This is a genomic window from Phocaeicola vulgatus ATCC 8482, from assembly GCF_000012825.1.
Classification (GTDB): Bacteria; Bacteroidota; Bacteroidia; order Bacteroidales; family Bacteroidaceae; genus Phocaeicola; species Phocaeicola vulgatus.
Map to the genome: position 1 here is coordinate 3,417,919 of NC_009614.1, position 20,656 is coordinate 3,438,574.

8 protein-coding genes are annotated in these 20,656 nt (G+C 43.7%); all 8 read left to right on the forward strand.

The window, feature by feature from the left end; all coding sequences use genetic code 11:
• Positions 1-196: 196 nt before the first annotated feature.
• The 8 genes from BVU_RS13530 (at position 197) to BVU_RS13565 (ending at position 20,645) form a co-directional block, all read left to right on the forward strand.
• Positions 197-3,316, forward strand: coding sequence for a SusC/RagA family TonB-linked outer membrane protein (locus tag BVU_RS13530; RefSeq protein WP_005848098.1), 3,120 nt, complete (start codon positions 197-199; stop codon positions 3,314-3,316).
• 21 nt (positions 3,317-3,337) lie between these two features.
• Entirely contained in the window at positions 3,338-4,783 is a 1,446-nt protein-coding gene (locus BVU_RS13535; RefSeq protein ID WP_005848097.1) for a RagB/SusD family nutrient uptake outer membrane protein, read from the forward strand.
• Positions 4,784-4,994: 211 nt separating this feature from the next.
• The gene (locus tag BVU_RS13540) at positions 4,995-8,069 is read left to right on the forward strand and encodes a SusC/RagA family TonB-linked outer membrane protein (RefSeq protein ID WP_005848095.1); all 3,075 of its coding nucleotides are present in this window, start codon (positions 4,995-4,997) and stop codon (positions 8,067-8,069) included.
• A gap of 25 nt (positions 8,070-8,094) precedes the next feature.
• Positions 8,095-9,594 carry a RagB/SusD family nutrient uptake outer membrane protein gene (locus tag BVU_RS13545; RefSeq protein ID WP_011965700.1) on the forward strand — a complete coding sequence of 500 codons (1,500 nt, stop codon included), beginning with the start codon at positions 8,095-8,097 and terminating at the stop codon, positions 9,592-9,594.
• A 129-nt stretch (positions 9,595-9,723) separates the two neighbouring features.
• Complete coding sequence (locus BVU_RS13550; RefSeq protein WP_011965701.1) at positions 9,724-12,894, forward strand: glycoside hydrolase family 2 TIM barrel-domain containing protein; 3,171 nt, start codon at positions 9,724-9,726, stop codon at positions 12,892-12,894.
• 90 nt (positions 12,895-12,984) lie between these two features.
• On the forward strand, positions 12,985-15,825 hold the full coding sequence (locus BVU_RS13555; RefSeq protein WP_011965702.1) for a glycoside hydrolase family 2 protein: 2,841 nt from the start codon (positions 12,985-12,987) through the stop codon (positions 15,823-15,825).
• A 147-nt stretch (positions 15,826-15,972) separates the two neighbouring features.
• Positions 15,973-19,203, forward strand: coding sequence for a glycosyl hydrolase (locus tag BVU_RS13560; protein WP_005843776.1), 3,231 nt, complete (start codon positions 15,973-15,975; stop codon positions 19,201-19,203).
• 17 nt (positions 19,204-19,220) lie between these two features.
• Positions 19,221-20,645, forward strand: coding sequence for a sialate O-acetylesterase (locus BVU_RS13565; protein ID WP_085930154.1), 1,425 nt, complete (start codon positions 19,221-19,223; stop codon positions 20,643-20,645).
• Positions 20,646-20,656 lie beyond the last annotated feature (11 nt).

The window sequence follows — 20,656 nt, forward strand, 5'->3', positions numbered from 1 at the left end:
TATTGTATTTTTATTTATCGATATGAGGAGAAAAAAATATTCATTTTGTTTCTTTTATAGAATTTAATTTATATATTTGTCACAGCCTTAATATAATACGGAGAAAGATTAGGCTTATTCAGTGACAGAATGACGATTGGAATATGGTATGAATAAGCTGAACTCATATATGGTATTTATAAATATACTCAATTTTATGAGGAATAAAGACACACACTCTCGAATTACAGACAAATGCAGATGTTTGTTTGTAGTTGCCTATTCGGCAATGTCTATTACAGGATTGAGCTCCGTGCTCGCAGTGGAAAACCATGCACTATCTTCTCCGGTTTCAGATCGTGTGGAAAGCGTACAGCAGAAAAAACATGTTTCAGGTAATGTGCAGGATGCTAACGGAATGCCTTTAATCGGGGCGTCCGTAATCATCAAAGGAACCAATACCGGTATGATTACCGATATTGAAGGTAATTTCGCTCTTGATGCTAAACAGGGTGATATTATCGTAATCAGTTACATCGGTATGAAATCGGCGGAGGTGAAAGTGCCTGCTAACGGGCAAATAAGAGTGATGCTGAAAGAGGATTCGCAGTTGATGGATGAAGTGGTAGTGACCGGTTATGGTGATTTTAAGAAGGCTACTTATACGGGGTCTGCTTCTGTTTTGAATACGGATAAATTGGAGTCATTGCCTGTTGTGTCTGTAGCACAGATGATGGAGGCTAATATTCCGGGGTTAAGTTCAGTAGCCAGTTCTTCCCAGCCGGGTTCTAAAGCTACAGTGCGGGTGCGTGGAATTGCTTCTATGAATGCTTCTACAGAACCTCTTTATGTATTGGACGGCGTGCCGGTAGCGTCTAGGGATATGAGTGGTCTAAGTGCCAATGCCAGTGCGGGAGGACTTGGTTTGATTGAGACATTAAATCCTGCGGATATTGAAAGTATAACCGTATTGAAAGATGCCGCTTCTGCTTCATTATATGGAGCAAAAGGATCTAACGGTGTAATCCTTATTACTACTAAAAAAGGGAAGGAAGGTAAAATGAGGGTGAGTATGCAGGCTACTTACGGTATTACGGATATTGCTTACAATTATCGTCCGATAATGGGGGGTGAAGAGCGTAGGGAGTTGATTTATGAAGGATTTGTTAATTATCGTTTGAATCAGGGGGATTCGGAAGCCGAGGCAAAGGCTTATGCGGATGGACAAATTGACAATTATGCTGCACGCCCGGCCAACGGATATGCTGATTGGGAAGATGCTTTATTGAAAAAAGGACATCAGCAGGACTATAGTTTGTCTGTAAGCGGAGGTAATGAAAAATCGAATTTTATTGGTACGTTAGGATACACCAATCAGACAGGTATAAGCATAAATTCAGGAATGGAACGTTTTACCGGTCGTATTGATGCAAACAGTAAATGGAATAAATTTGAGTATGGAATGAATGCTACCTTTTCATGGACTCGTAATAAACATACGCCGGAGGGACAGTATTATGCCAGTGCGCTTTATTCTTCAAAATATCAATTGACCCCTTCCATACCTATTTATAATGAGGATGGCAGTTATCATACGGGTTTCCAGAATAATGGAGGTATTAACCCGCTGTATGAGAATTCTGTAGATTCAAATTATGCACGTCTGGCACGTACAATGGCATCCGCCAAGGCTGCCTATCATATCTTGGACGGGTTGAAGTTATCTACTGTCTTTACAGTAGACTATTCTTTAAATAAAGACTTTTTCTTTTACTCGCCTGACGGTAAGGATGGGGAAGCTACACAGGGATCCGGACAGATGATGATGATTGAGAGAATGAGTTATACTTCACAAACGAATCTGGCATATAATAAAACGTTTGGCAAACATAACATTAATGCGGTTTTAGCGTATGAGGTTATGAAATACGATTATGAGGATATGTATGGTGAGAAACAGGTTTACGGGCAAACACTTAATCCGTCGTTGGATAATGGCGCCAAACCTGCTGATCTTACTAATACGAGGCAGGAAGATGCTATGGTGTCGTATGTAGGAAGCTTGAATTATGGATATAATGATAAATATTATGCAGGTTTCAGTTTCCGTCGTGATGGCTCTTCCCGATTGGCGCCTGATACCCGTTGGGGGAACTTTTGGGCTGTTTCCGCTTCATGGAGACTCTCTCAGGAAAACTTCATGAAACCGTGGGAGAATGTGGTGTCGGATATGAAATTAAGAGCATCGTATGGTGTGAACGGTAATCTGCCGACCGGTTATTATGGTTATCATGGAACTTATACTACCGGAGCATTTTATAATGGAAAACCTGCTCCGTGGGAAGATGCTATTGCTAATCCTGATTTGACTTGGGAAAAGAACTATGCATTGAATCTAGGGGTTGATTTAAGTCTGTTCAGACGGGTTAATTTGACTTTCGATTGGTATACCAGAACGACTAAGGATTTATTGATGAGTAAGCAATTGAATTCTATCAGTGGTTTTGGCAGTATTCTTACGAATGTGGGCGAAATGAAGAATACCGGTTTTGAAATAGAGGTACGTTCAAGTAATATTCAAACCAAAGATTTTAGTTGGACAACTTCTTTAAACTTGTCACATAATAAAAATAAGATTGTAAAACTGGCGGATCTTCCGGAATTTATAGATGGAAATTATATCAGAAAGGAAGGTTGTTCGTATGCGACAATTTATTTGAGAGAGTATGCCGGAGTGGATCCTAATGACGGACGCCCGATGTATTATGACAATAAAGAAGACGAAAATGGCAATAGAAGCAGGAATATTGTGTATGACCCCAATGATGCCGACCGTGTGGAGTTGAAAGATATATATCCTAAATTGACCGGTGGATTGATGAATACGTTTAATTATAAGTTTATTGATTTATCTTTTAATTTGTCGTTTCATTTAGGTGGATATTCTTACGATGGTGCCATGTATGCTTTGCAGGATGACGGTTATACGGCACAATACAATAAGAGTACAGAGTTACGCCGCCGTTGGAAACAGCCGGGAGATATAACAGATGTTCCCCGATATGTGTATGGACAAGAGTATGGTGGCTGGTGGAACTCGTCACGTGGTGTTCATAGCACAGATCATTTGCGCTTGAAAAGTTTGATTGTTGGCGTTTCTGCTCCTCAGTCTTGGTTGAGAACCATAGGTATTAATTCTGCCCGTATTTATTTTTCGGGTACCAACTTGTTGACGTGGGCTGCATACGATCAATATGATCCGGAGTTGAATGGAATTGTAAGTTATTTTACTCCTCCTCTTAAAACATTCGCATTTGGACTTGAACTTAAATTCTAATCAATTAACACCGAACTGTTTATGAAAAAAAATATAATTATATTAGGCTTGATTTCTTTATTGGCCGTATCGTGCGGGGATGATTTTTTAACTACTCATCCTGGTGATAGCGTTTCTACGGATTTGGCACTGAGTACAGAGCAGGATATAGATAATGCTGTGAATGGATTGTATGATTTGATGTCCAGCTATGGCTATTATGGCGGAACCATGTTTTTTTATGGGGATATGAAAGGGGATGATATGCAGAGTTCTTATAATAGCGGGAGAACTTGTAACCGGTGTTACTTATATGATCATCGCTCTACAAGCTTAAATGCCGGATATTTATGGGGACGTCCTTTTTATATTATCCGTAATGCATGGAATGTGATCAATGCGATTGATGATGGAAAAGTGCAAGGTTCAGAGCAAAGATTAAAGGAATTGAAAGGTGAGGCGATGACTATCATGGCACTTTGCCAGTTTGACTTGACCCGTTGTTTCGGTTATCCTTATACTAAGGATAAAGGGGCCGGTTGGGGAGCTCCAATTGTAGATCATGCAATTACATTAGATGAAAATCCGCCACGCAGCACTGTTGCAAAGGATTATGAGTTCATAATCAGTACATTGGAGGAGGCTATACCTTTAATGAGTACTTCTAAAAATAACAGCCGGATGAATGCGTATGCTGCAAGAGCATTGCTGTCTCGTATTTATCTGTATCATGATGATAACGAGAAAGCGTTTCAAATGGCAAGCAACTTGATTGAAGAAGTGGAAGGAAATGGAATGTACCGTCTTTATACACGTGATGAATATGTTCCGGCATGGGATTTGAAAAATACGTTTGGTACGGAATCATTATTTGAAATTGCTAATAGTACAGATGATAATGGAGGACGAAGTTCATTGGCATATCTGATGCATTGGAATGGGTATCGTGAGATTTTTGCCACTCAGAAATTTGTGGATGAGTTATTGAGTGACCCGGAGGATATTCGCTGTCTGTTGCTGGAAAAGAATGTTTATAATAAAAATGATGTATGGTGGTTGAAGAAATGGCCGGGAACAGATGCTACGACTCCATCTTTTGAAAATAATTATGTTATTTTCCGTTTGTCTGAAGTCTATTTGAATGCGGCGGAAGCCGGAGTGAAAATAGGTGGGGCATCTGCCGTAAAAGGTTTGAATTATCTGAATGCAATTGTGCAGCGTGCTAATCCTGCAAAGGAAGTAACGGCGGCTGAATATACATTGGATAGGGTGTTGGAAGAAAGAAGTAAAGAATTGATAGGTGAGGGGCATCGTTTCTTTGATATGTTGAGAAATGGAAAGACCATTGTTCGTAAGGGAGGATATCATTTACCGGGTATCGTGGAGGAAATAGACTGGGATTATTATAAATGTGTTTTACCGATTCCAACAGACCAGTTTACATTTAGTCCTGATATGGAGCAGAATCCGGGATATACTAAAAATTAATTTTAAATAATTATTAAATGAGAGGGTGTGGTATCACACCCTTTTTTTGTGTGGACAAATTCTACATTCATGTGGATTTATTCTACAATTTTACAGACGTTCTGTTTTCTTATTTAGTTAATATACAGTGATTTGACGGATGCTTCTTGTTGTTGGCATATCTTTTGACCGGAACATGATAAATTATTATATAATTATATAAATATAAATCATGAATAAATCTAGGTATGTTTTTTTTATTTTGGCTTGTTTATTCGGTTTGTACGTGCAAGCTCAAAATAGAACAGTGAAAGGACGCGTTCTCTCAGCGGAGGATAAAGAACCATTAATTGGAGCTACTGTCAAAATACCCGGTACATCTATCGGTGTGGTGACAGATATAGATGGCAATTTCTCTCTGGAAGTTCCCGACAAAGACAAAACATTAGTGATTGAGTTTTTAGGTATGAGTACACTAACGGCGAAGATACCTGCCAATGGGGTGCTGAATGTATCTTTGCATCCGGATACACAACGATTGGATGAGGTTGTGGTGACAGGCTATGGTAATTTTTCCAAATCTTCATTTACCGGTTCGGCAAATACATTACGGGGGGACTTGTTGAAGAACGTTCCGGTTGTATCGGTAGAACAGAAGTTGCAGGGTATGACTCCGGGCGTATCCATTTCGGGAAATTCCGGTCAGCCGGGTGCTAATCAAAGTATACGTATCCGCGGTATGGGGTCATTCAATGCATCGAAAGAACCTTTGTTTGTCATTGACGGAGTACCGGTGACTTCCGGAAGCTTGAGTGGTGGCTCGGCAGATGCCGCTTACATGAATAATTCTAAAACGAATATAATGAGTACGCTGAACCCTTCGGATATTGAAAATATAACAGTCATAAAAGATGCGGCAGCGGCTTCTTTATATGGTTCACGTGCGGCAAACGGTGTGATTCTGATAACCACTAAAAAAGGTACAAAAGGACGTGCTAAGGCTACATTAAAAATGGATGGAGGCTTTTCTAATGCTGCTGTGGAATTCCGTCCGACGTTGAATGGGGAGCAGCGTAGAGAGCTAATTTATGAAGGTTTGATGAACTTTCAACAAGATGAAATAGCCAAGAATCCGGAGGCGGGATTGGCGTCGCCCACCGAGTATGCCGATTTACATATCAATGATTATGCCTCCATTCCGGAACTGGGATATACTGACTGGAGGAAGGAATTAATGCGTACGGCACATCATCAAAGTTATGAAGCGTCCGTATCGGGAGGCAATGACAAGACTACGTTCTATTCTTCATTGGGTTTTAACCGTCAGGAGGGTTTGGTGGAAAATTCTAATCTGGACAGATATACAGCTCGTTTGAATGTAACCCAGAAGGTAGGTTCCCGTGGGGAAGTGGGCGCCAATGTGATGTTCTCTCAATTGAATCAGGAAATGAATGAGGAGCGTGGATCATCTATTAATCCTTTCCTTTGTGTGGCTTTGAACACCACTCCGTCTTTTCCGGTACGTGACGCTGAAGGGAATTATGTAGGATCATATCCCAGTAGCAATGTGAATCCGTTGCGTGATATCCGTACAGATTATAACCGTACCCGCATGACACGTATGTTTTCTACAGGCTATGCTTCGATAGATATTATCAAAGGGTTGAAATTGAAAGAAACGCTTAGCTATGATTATAATATTCAGAAAGATTCCCGTTATTGGAATCCGTTGAGTGGAGCCGGAGCTAAAAGTGGTAGTGATGCACAGACGGCAAAGGGATTTATAGAATATAGTAAATTGATTTCTTCCACTTCATTGGGATATAATACGACTATAGCACAATTACACCATGTGGATGCGTTGGTAGCTTATGAAATTGAAAATTATCAGACAGACAAAGCAATGGGGGATAAATCCAAACTTCCTTCAGATTATTTGGTGGAACCGGATAATGCAGCATCATTGAACAGCTTTGTGTCTTCTACTCAGGATTCAAGAATGATTTCTTATGTATCCCGTATCAACTATGATTATGATGACCGTTACTATATTGCCGGTAGCTTCCGTCGTGACGGCAGTTCACGCCTGTCACCCGAGAACCGTTGGGGAAATTTTTGGTCTGTATCCGGTATGTGGAATGTAGGTGCGGAAAAATTTATGCAATCTATAAAGAGTGTGCTGAGTGATTTAAAGATACGTGCCTCGTATGGTGTGAATGGTAATCAGCCGGGTGCTCTTTACGGATATATGGGACTTTATTCCTACGGGCAGAATTATATGGGAGGTGGTGGATCTTATGAATCGGCATTACCGAACCCGAACCTTAAATGGGAAAAGAACTATAACTTGAATTTGGGACTCGACCTGGCATTTATCAATCGTATTTTTGTCAGCTTGGAATATTATAATCGCGATACGAAAGATTTGCTTTACAATCGTCCTATCAGTAGCACTACCGGTTTCCAAAATTATTTGGGGAACTTGGGACAACTGAATAATAGAGGTTGGGAACTGGAACTGCGTACCATAAACTTTGCCGGTAACAACTTTAATTGGACTTCTGTTTTGAATATGACCCACAATAAAAATAAGATTGTATCATTGGATGGTAAATTGGACCAGTCTATCGAGGGAAGCTGGTTTATCCATAAAGTGGGGTTGCCGTATTCTACCTTCTATGTGAAAGAATATGCGGGGGTTGATCCTCAGACAGGAAAAGCTTTGTACTATATGAATACACAGGATGCAAATGGCAATTATGACAGAACAGTGACTACTGACGCTTCTGCAGCACAGGCAATTCCTTATAAGTCTGTGGATCCGAAGATTTCAGGAGGTTTTACCAATATCGTGAATTACAAATGGTTTGATCTGGCATTGACATTGACTTATTCTTTAGGAGGATATTCTTTTGACAAAACCGGAACTTATAATGAAACCGACGGTGCAAAAGAGCAGAACTATAACTTGCCCATTTATGAATTGGATCGTTGGCAAAAGCCGGGTGATGTGACGGATGTACCCCGATTTGTACTTGGCCAGGCGGCAGGACCGCAGAATTCATCCCGTTATGTACATAGCACGGATCATTTACGTGTAAAGAACTTGACTTTGGGCTTTACATTGCCGGATCAGTGGCTGACCAAACTGGGTGTCAGTAAAGCAAGATTGTACTTCTCAGGCAGTAACTTGTTGACGTGGGCAAAGTGGGACCAGTATGATCCGGAAGTACCTGTTTCCGGTGAAGTATTTTGTGAAACACCTCCTATGCGTACTTACAGTTTTGGAATAGAAGTCTCATTTTAATGAATCTCCTTTAAATTAGAACGAAATGAAAAAAATATATTTATCGATTGTTGCGGCTGTATCATTGATGTTTGTTTCGTGTACTGCTGATTGGCTGAATACAGATCCTTCTACGGCAGTTCCCAGTGATGATGCCATTAAAAATATAGATGATGCACAGGTGGCATTGAATGGTATATACCGATTAGCATCCGCACATAGTTATTATGGTGATAATTATCTTTATTATGCTGATTGTCGTGGAGAAGATGTGCAGGCACGTATTAATAAAGGAGCAGGCCGCAGGGTTTCGCCTTACTATTTCTTTGATGTTACGGCGGATGATAATTTTAATATAACCCTTGTCTGGAACCAACCCTATAAAGTGATCCATCAGGCTAACAGTCTGATAGAAAAGTTGGATGCCGGAAATGCGGGGAATGCCAGGCCGGAAGAAGTGGCACGGATTAAATCGGAGGCACTGGCAATGAGAGGACTGGCTTTATTTGATCTGACCCGTTTGTTCGGTATGCCTTATACTTTGGATAATGGGGCTTCTTTAGGAGTTCCTATTGAGATTCAGACTACCTTGGAAGATCATGCTCCGGAACGTAACACAGTGGCACAATGTTACGAACAAGTGCTAAAGGACTTGAACGATGCGTTGGGAGGACTGACAAAGGAAAAACATGATGCCTATATGAATTATTGGAGTGTGAAAGCTTTGCTTTCCCGGGTGTATCTGTATATGAATGACAATGAAAATGCATTGAAATGTGCAGAAGAAGTAATCAATGACAATGGGGGAATTTACCGGCTTTTTACTCATGACGAATATCCTTCTGTATGGGGAAAAGACTTTAACTCTGAGTCTTTGTTTGAATTCTATTTTACGATGTCTGAACCTTCAGGCGGTTCGGGAGGAGAAGGGGCGCCGATGGTGTATGCCGATAATGTGAAAGATTGGAATAACCTGATTCTGACAAAGGCTTATTTGGATTTGCTGAATGAAGACCCTGAAGATGTGCGCCATGTATTTCCTCATTTGCCGGAAAATGCCGTTGCGGATACATTGCCTGTAGCTGCCAAAGGTCAACCGAAATATCTGATTAAATATCCGGGGAAATCGGGCAGTGTGACCGATGCTGTTTCTACAGTCAATCCACAGGATAATGATCTTTGTATTCTCCGTTTATCCGAGGTCTATTTGAATGCTGCGGAAGCTGCTTTTAAAATCGGCAATACGGAAAAAGCATTGACATATCTGAATGCGATAGTTACCCGTGCCAATCCGGCGAAATCCGTAACATCTGCTGATCTCAGCCTGGAGCGCATTCTGAAAGAAAGACGTAAAGAACTGGTAGGTGAAGGTCATGCTTTCTTTGATTATATGCGTAATGGCAAGTCGGTGGACCGTTCGGGAGGCTGGCATCTGACTATGCCTGAAGATGCCCGTGTCATTGCTCCTTCAGACCCTAGGGTGGCACTTCCTATTCCACAAACAGAAATTGATGCTAATCCGAATATAGTTCAAAATCCTAGATAATTGTTTTGTCCATGTTAAGTTTGCCCTTCTTTTCGATGATGATATCGGAGAGAAGGGTTTTCTTTTTACAATTTATATGGTACAAAATCATATTTCGTCCGTCTTCATTTGAAAAGAAAGACCAAAAATATGAGATTATATGGATTGTTACTGTGCGGATGGATGACGGTATCCTTACAGGCCCAACAAATACATGATTGGGAGAATCATCATGTATTACAGATTAATAGGGAACCGGCAAGGGCTGCTTTTGTGCCTTTTGCCAAGCAGAAGGGGGATTGTTCGATGAGTCTGGACGGGATGTGGAAATTCCGGTGGACTCCTGTGCCTTCCGAACGGATAACGGATTTTTACCGCACGGACTTTAATGACAAGGATTGGAAAGATTTTCCGGTTCCTGCCAATTGGGAAATCAACGGATACGGAACGCCTATTTATGTATCGGCAGGATATCCGTTTAAAATAGATCCTCCACGGGTGATGGGGGAGCCTAAAGCTTCGTATACCACCTACAAGGAGCGTAATCCGGTGGGGCAATACCGGCGTACTTTCACGCTGCCCGCCGGGTGGAAGGCAAATGGGCAGACTTTTCTTCGCTTTGAAGGAGTGATGAGTGCTTTTTATGTGTGGATAAACGGTGAACGTATAGGTTATAGCCAGGGAAGTATGGAACCTAGTGAGTTCAATATCACCCGCTGGTTGAAACCGGGAGAGAACCAAATCGCTCTGGAAGTTTATCGGTATAGTGACGGATCTTATCTGGAAGATCAGGATTTTTGGCGTTTTGGAGGTGTTCATCGCAGTATTCATTTGGTGCATACTCCGGATATCCGTATCCGTGACTATGTAGTGCGCACTCTGCCTGCTGTTCAGGGGAATTATCAAGATTTCCGACTGCTGATTGATCCGCAGCTCAGCGTTTACCGGGGAATGGACGGTAAAGGTTATACGTTGCAGGCGGTGCTGAAGGATGCGGATGGAAGGGAAGTAGTGAATATGGTTGGCAATGTGGAAGATATCTTGGATTTGGAGCATAAGGCGGCACGGATGAATGAATGGTATCCGCAACGTGGTCCACGTAAGATGGGACGTATATCCGCCGTTATAAAATCTCCGCAACGTTGGACAGCCGAAACTCCTTATTTATATAAGTTGGAACTTCGTTTACAGAATGCAAACGGACAGACCATAGAGCAAGTGGAACAGCCGGTAGGTTTTCGTTGTATTGAAATAAAGGACGGACAAATGTTGGTTAACGGTAATTCGGTCCGTTTTCGTGGGGTAAACCGTCATGAACACGATCCGTATACGGCACGCGTGATGAGTGAGGAGAGGATGTTGCAGGATATATTGCTGATGAAACAAGCCAATGTGAATGCAGTCCGTACCAGTCACTATCCCAATGTGAGCCGTTGGTATGAACTGTGCGACAGCTTGGGACTGTATGTGATGGATGAGGCGGATATAGAAGAGCACGGATTACGTGGAACATTGGCTAGTACACCCGATTGGCACGCCGCTTTTCTGGATCGTGCGGTACGTATGGCGGAACGCGATAAAAATCATCCTTCGGTAGTGATGTGGAGCATGGGAAATGAAAGTGGTTACGGACCTAATTTTGCTGCTATTTCGGCTTGGCTACATGATTTTGATCCTACACGTCCCGTACACTATGAAGGAGCTCAGGGAGTAAACGGAGAACCCGACCCGAAAACAGTGGATGTAATCAGCCGTTTCTATACCCGTGTGAAACAGGAGTATCTGAATCCCGGCATTCCCGAAGGGGAGGACAAGGAACGGGCGGAGAACGCACGTTGGGAACGCTTGTTGGAAATAGCGGAACGCACGAATGATAACCGTCCTGTGATGACCAGCGAATATGCACATTGTATGGGGAATGCTTTAGGTAATTTCAAGGAATATTGGGATGAGATTTATAGTAACCCACGTATGCTGGGCGGCTTTATATGGGACTGGGTGGATCAAGGTATTTATAAGATATTGCCGGATGGCCGCCGGATGGTGGCGTATGGCGGTGACTTTGGTGATCGGCCTAATTTAAAGGCTTTCTGTTTTAATGGTGTGGTGATGAGTGACCGCGAAACTACGCCTAAATATTGGGAGGTGAAGAAAGTATATGCTCCGGTTAAATTGGAAATGGAAAAAGATCTTCAGGTTTTTCCAAAAGAACAAGATGTTTTGCCCAAAGGATTAAGAGTTACGAACCGTAATCATCACATTGGTCTGGAAGGATATCGCTGTCTGTGGACTTTGATAGAGAACGGGAAGAAGATGAAACAAGGGGAACTGGCGCTTCCATCGGTGGCACCCGGTGAAACAGGAACGATGGCTTTGCCCGATGTTAAGATTAATAAACAGGCTGATGTTCGATTGAATGTAAGTATAGTATTGAAAGAAGATGCTTTATGGGCGAAGGCCGGGCATGAGATTTTAAAGGAACAGTTTGCCTTGAATGATCATTTGATGGCGGTGGCTGACGGTGTACAACCGGGTAAACGTAAAAGTAAGTTTTCTGTTTTGGATTTATGGGAAGATAGTTATTTTCAAGCTTTCCGTGCTCCGACGGATAATGATAAAAGTTTCGGTAACTGGTTGGCCAAGGATTGGAAGAATCAGGGATTGGATGCTCCTCAAGTAGAGGTAATTACTCCCGAAACGAAAACTCAGGAAACAGATGGAACCGTATCGAAGAAATCGGTTGTGGAATATCGTTATGCCAAAGGTAGCATCCGTGTTTCTTCCCATTATAAAATATATGTGGATGGAACGGTGGATCTGGAACAGACTTATCTGCCACAAGGAGAATTGCCGGAATTGCCTCGTCTGGGCAGTGCATTTGTATTGGGAGAAGAATATGAGAACCTTTCCTGGTACGGTCGTGGCCCGTGGGAAAACTATCCCGACCGTAAGACGTCCTGTCTGATAGGTAGATGGAACAGCAAGGTGAGTGAACAGTACACACATTACCCGCGTCCGCAGGACAGTGGCAATCACGAGGATGTTACCGAGGTGATTCTAACCAATAAACAGGGTAAAGGCGTCCGTGTGACCGCCATAGACCGGCCATTTTCATTTTCGGCCTTACATTATACCGTGGATGATATTTATAAAACAACTCATGATTGTGACTTGAAACCACGAAAGGAGGTTGTTCTCAGCCTGGATGCTGCGGTTTTAGGTTTAGGAAACAGTAGTTGTGGTCCGGGAGTGCTGAAGAAATACGCCATTGATAAGCAGAAATCTCATACTTTGCGGGTACGCTTCAGTCTTATAAAATGATGTATGGCAAAAGGTTTGAATAGGCGACGGCGACATATCTTTCCGGTGGCAGACAGAAATATAGAATTAAATTAAAAATCAAATATCAAAATGAAAAGAGCAACAACTTTTTTATCACTCCTTGCTTTATCGGCAGGTTTGTTGGCGCAATCTTCCGTAAAAACAGAACGCCAATACTTGTCAGGACGTGGCTGTGATGATATGGTACAATGGGATTTCATGTGTACCGGTGGTAATAATTCCGGAAAATGGACGAAAATCGGAGTACCTTCTTGTTGGGAACTGCAAGGATTCGGTACTTATCAATATGGCATGAAATTCTATGGTAAGGCTTTTCCTGAAGGAGTAGCTGACGAACAAGGTTTGTATAAATATGAATTTGAGTTGCCTGCCGAATGGAATGGTAAACAGATAGAGCTGGTATTTGAAGGCTCTATGACTGATACGCAGGTAAAGATAAACGGTCGTAAAGCCGGCTCCATGCATCAGGGAGCTTTTTACCGCTTTATTTATAATGTGAGTGACCGGGTATTTTTCGGATCGAAAAAAAAGAATGTACTTGAAGTAACTGTAAGCAAGGAAAGTGCGAATGCTGGGGTTAATTTGGCAGAACGTCGTGCTGATTATTGGAATTTCGGAGGTATTTTCCGTCCTGTGTTTATCGTGGCGAAACCGGCTCAAAATATAGATCGTCTGGTAATAGATGCGAAGGCGGATGGGAATTTCTATGCCGATTGTTTTCTGAATATGGCAGTAGAAGGTGCTAGGGTACATACTGTCATAACAGATGCTAAAGGGAAAAAAGTGGCCGAAAACACTTCGGATGTCCGTACGGGCAGCGACCATGCTTCGATTAATTTCGCTGTAAAATCTCCTGAATTATGGACGGCTGAAACTCCGGCCATGTATCAGGCTACCTTTACCCTGCTTGATAAAGCAGGCAAAACACTGCATGTTGAAAATCAGAAATTTGGTTTCCGTACCATTGAAACACGTGAAAGTGACGGATTGTATATCAACGGTCGGCGTGTGATGATTAAAGGGGTGAACCGTCATAGTTTCCGTCCTGAAAGCGGACGTACACTGAGCAAGGCAAAGAATATTGAAGATGTATTGCTTATCAAAAGCATGAACATGAATGCCGTCCGCCTGAGTCATTATCCTGCCGATCCCGAATTTTTTGAAGCTTGTGACTCGCTGGGGCTTTATGTAATGGATGAGTTAAGCGGCTGGCATGGCAAGCACGAAACCATCAACGGGCAGAAGCTGGTAAAAGAAATGATTACCCGTGATGTGAACCATCCGTGTATTATCTGGTGGAGCAATGGTAATGAAAAAGGCTGGAATACTGAACTGGATGGTGAATTCCATAAATATGATCCTCAGAAACGTCCGGTGCTTCATCCGCAAGGCAACTTCAGTGGATATGAAACCATGCACTATCGTTCTTACGGAGAAAGCCAGAACTATATGCGTCTGCCGGAAATATTTATGCCGACCGAGTTTCTGCATGGATTGTACGATGGAGGACACGGAGCCGGACTGTATGATTATTGGGAAATGATGCGTAAGCATCCCCGTTGTGCCGGAGGTTTCCTTTGGGTACTGGCCGATGAGGGCGTGAAGCGTGTGGATATGAATGGATTCATTGACAACTGCGGCAATTATGGAGCCGATGGCATTGTAGGTCCGCATCACGAAAAAGAGGGCAGTTATTTTACCATCAAGCAGGTGTGGTGTCCTATTCAAATCATGACCGATAGCCTTGACAGTCAGTTTGACGGCAAACTGAAAATAGAGAACCGTTACGATTTCCTGAATGCGAATACATGCCGTTTCACTTATAAATATGTGCAATTGCCTTCTGTAACCGATAAGGGGGGAATGAAAGTGATGAAACAGGGAGAGGTGAACTGTCCCGACATTCCTGCTCACGGTGCGGGTACACTGACTATTCCTGCGGCTGTCAAGGGGGCTAATGCTTTGATGCTGACAGTAACGGATAAGCAGGGGAATGATCTCTTTACGTGGAGTTATAAACTGGACGACGTTGCCGGATTGCAACAGGTTTCTGCCGGAAACAAGCCTTCTTATAAAGAAACTGCCGATGCATTGACGGTTGATGCCGAAGGACGTACATTTACTTTTTCTCAGAAAGACGGACAGCTGAAGGGGGTAAAGGTTGGAAGCCGTATCATCAGTCTGGCAAATGGTCCCCGTTTCATTGCCGCCAAGCGTTCGGACCGTTCTATGGATCAGTTTTATAACCATGATGACAAAGAGGCTGAAAAGAAGAAAACCCAATACACTACATTTGATGATGCCGGTCGTTTTACAGGCTTTACCGTGCGTGAAGAAGGCAATAACGTAGTGGTTACCGCTAACTACAAACTGGGATGTTTTGATCAGGCTGTATGGACTATCGCTCCTGACGGTACCGCTGCTATAGACTTTACATACAACTTCAGCGGTGTAGTGGATTTGATGGGGGTGATGTTTGATTATCCGGAAGATAAAGTGTTGAGCAAGCGTTGGGTAGGTGACGGTCCTTACCGTGTATGGCAGAACCGTCTGCATGGTCCGCAGTTGGGCGTATGGGAAAATGAGTATAATGATCCCATTCCTGCCGAAAGCTTTACTTATCCCGAATTTAAAGGGTACTTTGCTAATGTGCAATGGATGACTTTGAAAACACAGGAAGGAACGATAAGTATCTGTAACCGTACTCCTCAGAATTATGTAGGGGTTTATCAGCCTCGCGACGGTCGTGACGGCTTGCTTTATACTTTCCCGGCTACCGGCATCAGTCTGATGAAAGTAATTCCTCCGGTTCGTAATAAAGTGAATACGACAGATTTGATAGGTCCGTCTTCACAAGCATTTTGGGCTGATGGAGCATATGGGGGAGGTATCACGTTAAAATTTGAATAACAGTGAAAAAATAGATTGTAAAGGGAAGAGGAACTTTGTTTATTCTTCCCTTTTCTTTTTTTATTTGGCTCGAACTCTCTATATTTGAAAAATTGAGTACAAATTACAACTTTATTCGTTTATCATTAAATATAGAATAAATAGCTTATGAAGATAAAACATCTGTTTGTATCCATATTGCTGGCAACCGGATTCCAACCGATGATAGCACAATCCGCTTTACGGCAACAGTTTGTAAATTCATCCGTACAGGAAGCTCGTCCCTGGACTTTCTGGTATTGGATGTTTGGCGCTGTAACTCCCGAAGGGATTACCGCCGATCTGGAAGCCATGCACCGTGTAGGTTTGGGTGGAGCCTATCTGATGCCTATCAAGGGAGTGGAGCAGGGACCTCAATACGAAGGGAAAGCCCAGCAGCTTACCCCCGAATGGTGGCGTATGGTCACTCATAGTATGAAAGAGGCCGACAGGCTGGGAATGCAACTGGGCATGCACATCTGTGACGGCTTTGCCTTGGCGGGAGGTCCTTGGATGACTCCCGAAGAATCCATGCAAAAAGTGGTATGGAGTGACACCATTGTGAACGGTGGAAATATCCGGAATCTCACTTTGCCCATGCCCGAAGCACTGGATGGCTATTATGAAGATATCGTTACCTACGCCATTCCATTGGAGCGTCAGCCTGAGGATACTTCATTGAAGCCGAAGGTAACTTTCGGCAATTTGAAACAGGCCGTTATCAAAGATGAATCCAAGGCTGTGAACAGGGATGAGAAAGGAGTCTTCCGTTCCTCTTATCCTTGTTGGATTCAGTATGAATATGCAGAACCTGTGACTTGCAGCAACGTGGAAATTATTTTGGGAGGAAATAACTACCAGGCACATCGCCTGAAAGTATTGGCCAGTGAGGACGGACGGACGTTCAAAACAGTGAAGCAACTGGTCCCTGCCCGGCAGGGATGGCAGAATACGGATTTCCAGTCCACTCATGCCATCCCCCCTGTTACCGCCCGTTACTTCCGTTTTGAGTGGACTCCCGTGGGAAGCGAACCGGGTAGTGAGGATCTGGATGCAGCTAAATGGAAACCGAATTTGAAAATCAATGATATAGTCCTTCATACGGCTCCGCGTATTCATCAGTGGGAGGGAAAAGCAGGACTGGTGTGGCGTGTGGCTACTGCTACTACTTCGACGGAAATACCCGATGCGGCTTGTGTGCAACCGGATGAATTGATCAATCTCCCTTTGTATCAGGGCAGGCTGACCGCCCGTTTACCCGAAGGTAAATGGCGTATTCTCCGCATGGGACATACGGCAACCGGACATGTGAATGCTACTGCCGGAGGAGGTAAAGGATTGGAATGCGACAAGTTCAGCACCAAGGCTGTTCAGAAACAGTTCTCGAACTGGTTTGCGGAAATGTTCAAAAAGACGGATGAAGCCGTGGCACGCCGTGTATTGAAATATATGCACGTAGACAGTTGGGAGTGTGGCAGTCAGAACTGGAGTGATAACTTCGCGGCGGAATTTAAGAAACGCCGTGGATATGATTTGATGCCTTATCTTCCTTTGCTGGCAGGTATTCCGATGGAAAGTGCCGCCCGCAGTGAGCAGATATTGCGGGATGTCCGTACCACCATCGGAGAACTGGTGACTGATGTGTTCTACACTGTATTGGCAGACTGTGCCCGTCAATACGATTGCCGGTTCTCTGCCGAGTGCGTAGCTCCTACTATGGTCAGTGACGGATTGATGCATTATCAGAAAGTGGATCTGCCTATGGGGGAATTTTGGCTGAACAGTCCTACGCACGATAAACCCAATGATATGCTGGATGCCATCAGTGGCGCGCATATTTATGGAAAGAATATTATCCAGGCCGAAGGCTTTACTGAAATTCGTGGCGTATGGGATGAAGACCCTGCCATGCTGAAACCTTTGCTGGACCGTAACTATGCACTGGGTATCAATAAACTCTTCTTTCATGTCTATACCCATAATCCTTGGATGAACCGCCGTCCCGGTATGACCTTGGACGGCATCGGACTCTTCTTCCAGCGCGACCAGACCTGGTGGGAGGAAGGGAAATCTTTTGTAGATTACATCACCCGTTGCCAGACTTTGTTGCAATACGGTCATCCGGTGGTTGATATCGCCGTCTTTACCGGTGAAGAGATGCCGCGACGTTCCATTTTGCCCGAACGGTTAGTTTCGATGCTTCCCGGTATCTATGGAGCCGAACGGGTGGAAAGCGAACGGATTCGGCTGGCTAATGAAGGTCAACCCACCCGTGTGCGTCCTGTCGGTGTTACCCATTCGGCAAACATGGCCGATCCCGAAGACTGGGTGAACCCGATGCGTGGTTATGCCTACGATTCTTTTAACAAAGACGCTCTGTTACGTTTGGCAAAAGCGGAGAATGGAAGAATGGTACTTCCGGGAGGAGCTTCTTATAAAGTATTGGTGCTTCCTACAGCCCGTCCTATGAATCCTGATAACCTGCCGTTGTCTCCTGAGGCACAGGCAAAAGTAGAGGAACTCCGCGCGGCAGGTGTCATTATTCCGCAATTGCCTTATCGGGAAGATGATTTTTCTTCTTTCGGTGTGGAACGGGATGTACTTCTTCCTGCTGATGTGGCATATACTCATCGGAGCGGGGAAGAATATGAGATTTATTTTGTGGCTAATCAGGTGGACAGTTTGCGTACATTCAACGCTTCTTTCCGCATTGCAGGACGCACTCCTGAATTGTGGAATGCGGTAACAGGAACCATTACCCGTCCGGCACAATGGAAAGAATTGGACGGCCGTACCGAAGTCGCTTTGTCTTTGCCTGCCAATGGCTCTGTATTTGTCGTATTCCCCAAAGAATCTTCAGAAGTTTCTCCGGAACGGACCGAAAGGGAACCTGTATCCATATCGATCAAGGAATGGACAGTAACATTCCCTTCCGTGCGCAAAACTGTCACTCGTCCGGTATTATTTGACTGGAGTAAGGAAGAGGATGAAAAAATAAGATATTATTCCGGACATGCCACTTACAGAGGGCTATTCAGATGGAAGAATGAACAGGACGGAAGAATTATTCTTCGGTTGGGTAAAGTAGCCAATGTAGCGACTGTACGTGTCAACAGCATTGCATGCGGTACGGCTTGGACAGCTCCATACGAAGTGGACATTACCGATGCGCTTCGTAACGGAACCAATGTTTTGGAAGTGGAGGTAGTGAATACCTGGGCGAATGCGCTCCGTGGAGCAGATCAGGATAAAGCGCCTTTTGAGGGGATATGGACGAATGCAAAATTCCGTCTGCCCGGAGATGATTTATTGCCTGCCGGATGGATGGGACCTTGCGAGTTTTTTAAAACTAAAGAATAATGGTAATCACACATAACATGAAAAATAAGAAACTACTACTGGGCATTGCTTGGGCATGGTTGACTTGCATGTCGGCAAATGCGGAAGTGAAATTGCCCGCTTTCTTTTCAGACGGCATGGTGATGCAACAGCAGACCCGTGCCAATTTATGGGGAACAGCTACTCCCAATGCACCGGTAAAGATTACAACAAGTTGGGATAAACAAACCTATAAAACTACTGCCGATGCAAAAGGCGCGTGGAAACTTGCTTTATCCACCCCCTCTGCCGGAGGCCCTTACACGATCACTTTTGATGATGGAAAGCTGACCGAAATACGTGATATCCTGATGGGGGAATTATGGTTATGCTCCGGTCAGAGTAATATGGAAATGCCCATGAAAGGTTTTAAAAACCAGCCGGTGGAGAATAGCAATACAGATGTGATGAACAGCCGTAATCCGCAACTCCGCCTGTTCACCGTAAAGCGCACTTCCTCTTTTACTCCGAAAACAGATGTGGTGGGAACCTGGCAGGAAGCTGTTCCAGCAACTGTGCGTGAGTTTAGTGCTACTGCTTATTACTTCGGTCGGATGATACAACAGCAGTTGAATATACCCGTGGGCTTGATTGTAGCTTCATGGGGAGGTTCTGCCTGTGAAGCCTGGATGCATCCGGATTGGTTGAAGGCATTCCCCGAAGCAAAGATTCCTCAATCGGAAGCCGATATCAAGTCAAAGAACCGTACTCCGACTGTACTCTATAACGGTATGCTTCATCCGCTCATCGGATTAGCCATGCGTGGAGTTATCTGGTATCAGGGGGAAGATAACTATAACCGGGCTTCTACTTATGCCGATATGTTCAGTGCACTGATACGCGGGTGGCGCGAAGAATGGCAGCAAGGGGAATTTCCTTTCTATTATTGTCAAATTGCACCTTATGATTATGGAATTATTACTGAGCCTGGCAAGAATGTGATAAATTCTGCTTATCTTCGCGAACAACAAGCTATGGTAGAACACCGGGTGGGTAATAGTGGTATGGCTGTATTGTTGGACGCAGGAATGAAAACGGGGATTCATCCGGGTAAAAAGAAGGTGGCAGGAGAACGTCTGGCGCGTTTGGCATTGGTAAAAACTTACGGAATGAAAGGTGTTACGGCCGAAAGTCCTTACTATACAGGAATGGAAGTAAAGAATGATACGGTAATAGTCAGTTTTGATCGGGCACCGATGTGGATAAATTGTAAAGACCGTTTTGAATCATATAACTTTCAGGTTGCAGGTAAAGATCGGGTTTTTTATCCTGCTAAAGCGTGGATACAGAGAAGTAAAATGCTTGTAAAGAGCGAGAGAGTACCTCATCCGGTGGCAGTTCGTTATGGCTTCGAGAATTATGTGGAGGGAGATTTGTTTGGTGAAGATTTACCTGTATCGTCTTTCCGTTCCGATGACTGGTAAAAACAGAAAAA

Excerpts from the sequence above, each read along its gene's own strand:
- BVU_RS13540 (WP_005848095.1), top strand. The coding sequence starts at position 4,995 with ATGAATAAATCTAGGTATGTTTTTTTTATTTTGGCTTGTTTATTCGGT.
- BVU_RS13535 (WP_005848097.1), top strand. The coding sequence starts at position 3,338 with ATGAAAAAAAATATAATTATATTAGGCTTGATTTCTTTATTGGCCGTA.
- BVU_RS13545 (WP_011965700.1), top strand. The coding sequence starts at position 8,095 with ATGAAAAAAATATATTTATCGATTGTTGCGGCTGTATCATTGATGTTT.
- BVU_RS13530 (WP_005848098.1), top strand. The coding sequence starts at position 197 with ATGAGGAATAAAGACACACACTCTCGAATTACAGACAAATGCAGATGT.
- BVU_RS13550 (WP_011965701.1), top strand. The coding sequence starts at position 9,724 with ATGAGATTATATGGATTGTTACTGTGCGGATGGATGACGGTATCCTTA.
- BVU_RS13560 (WP_005843776.1), top strand. The coding sequence starts at position 15,973 with ATGAAGATAAAACATCTGTTTGTATCCATATTGCTGGCAACCGGATTC.
- BVU_RS13565 (WP_085930154.1), top strand. The coding sequence starts at position 19,221 with ATGAAAAATAAGAAACTACTACTGGGCATTGCTTGGGCATGGTTGACT.
- BVU_RS13555 (WP_011965702.1), top strand. The coding sequence starts at position 12,985 with ATGAAAAGAGCAACAACTTTTTTATCACTCCTTGCTTTATCGGCAGGT.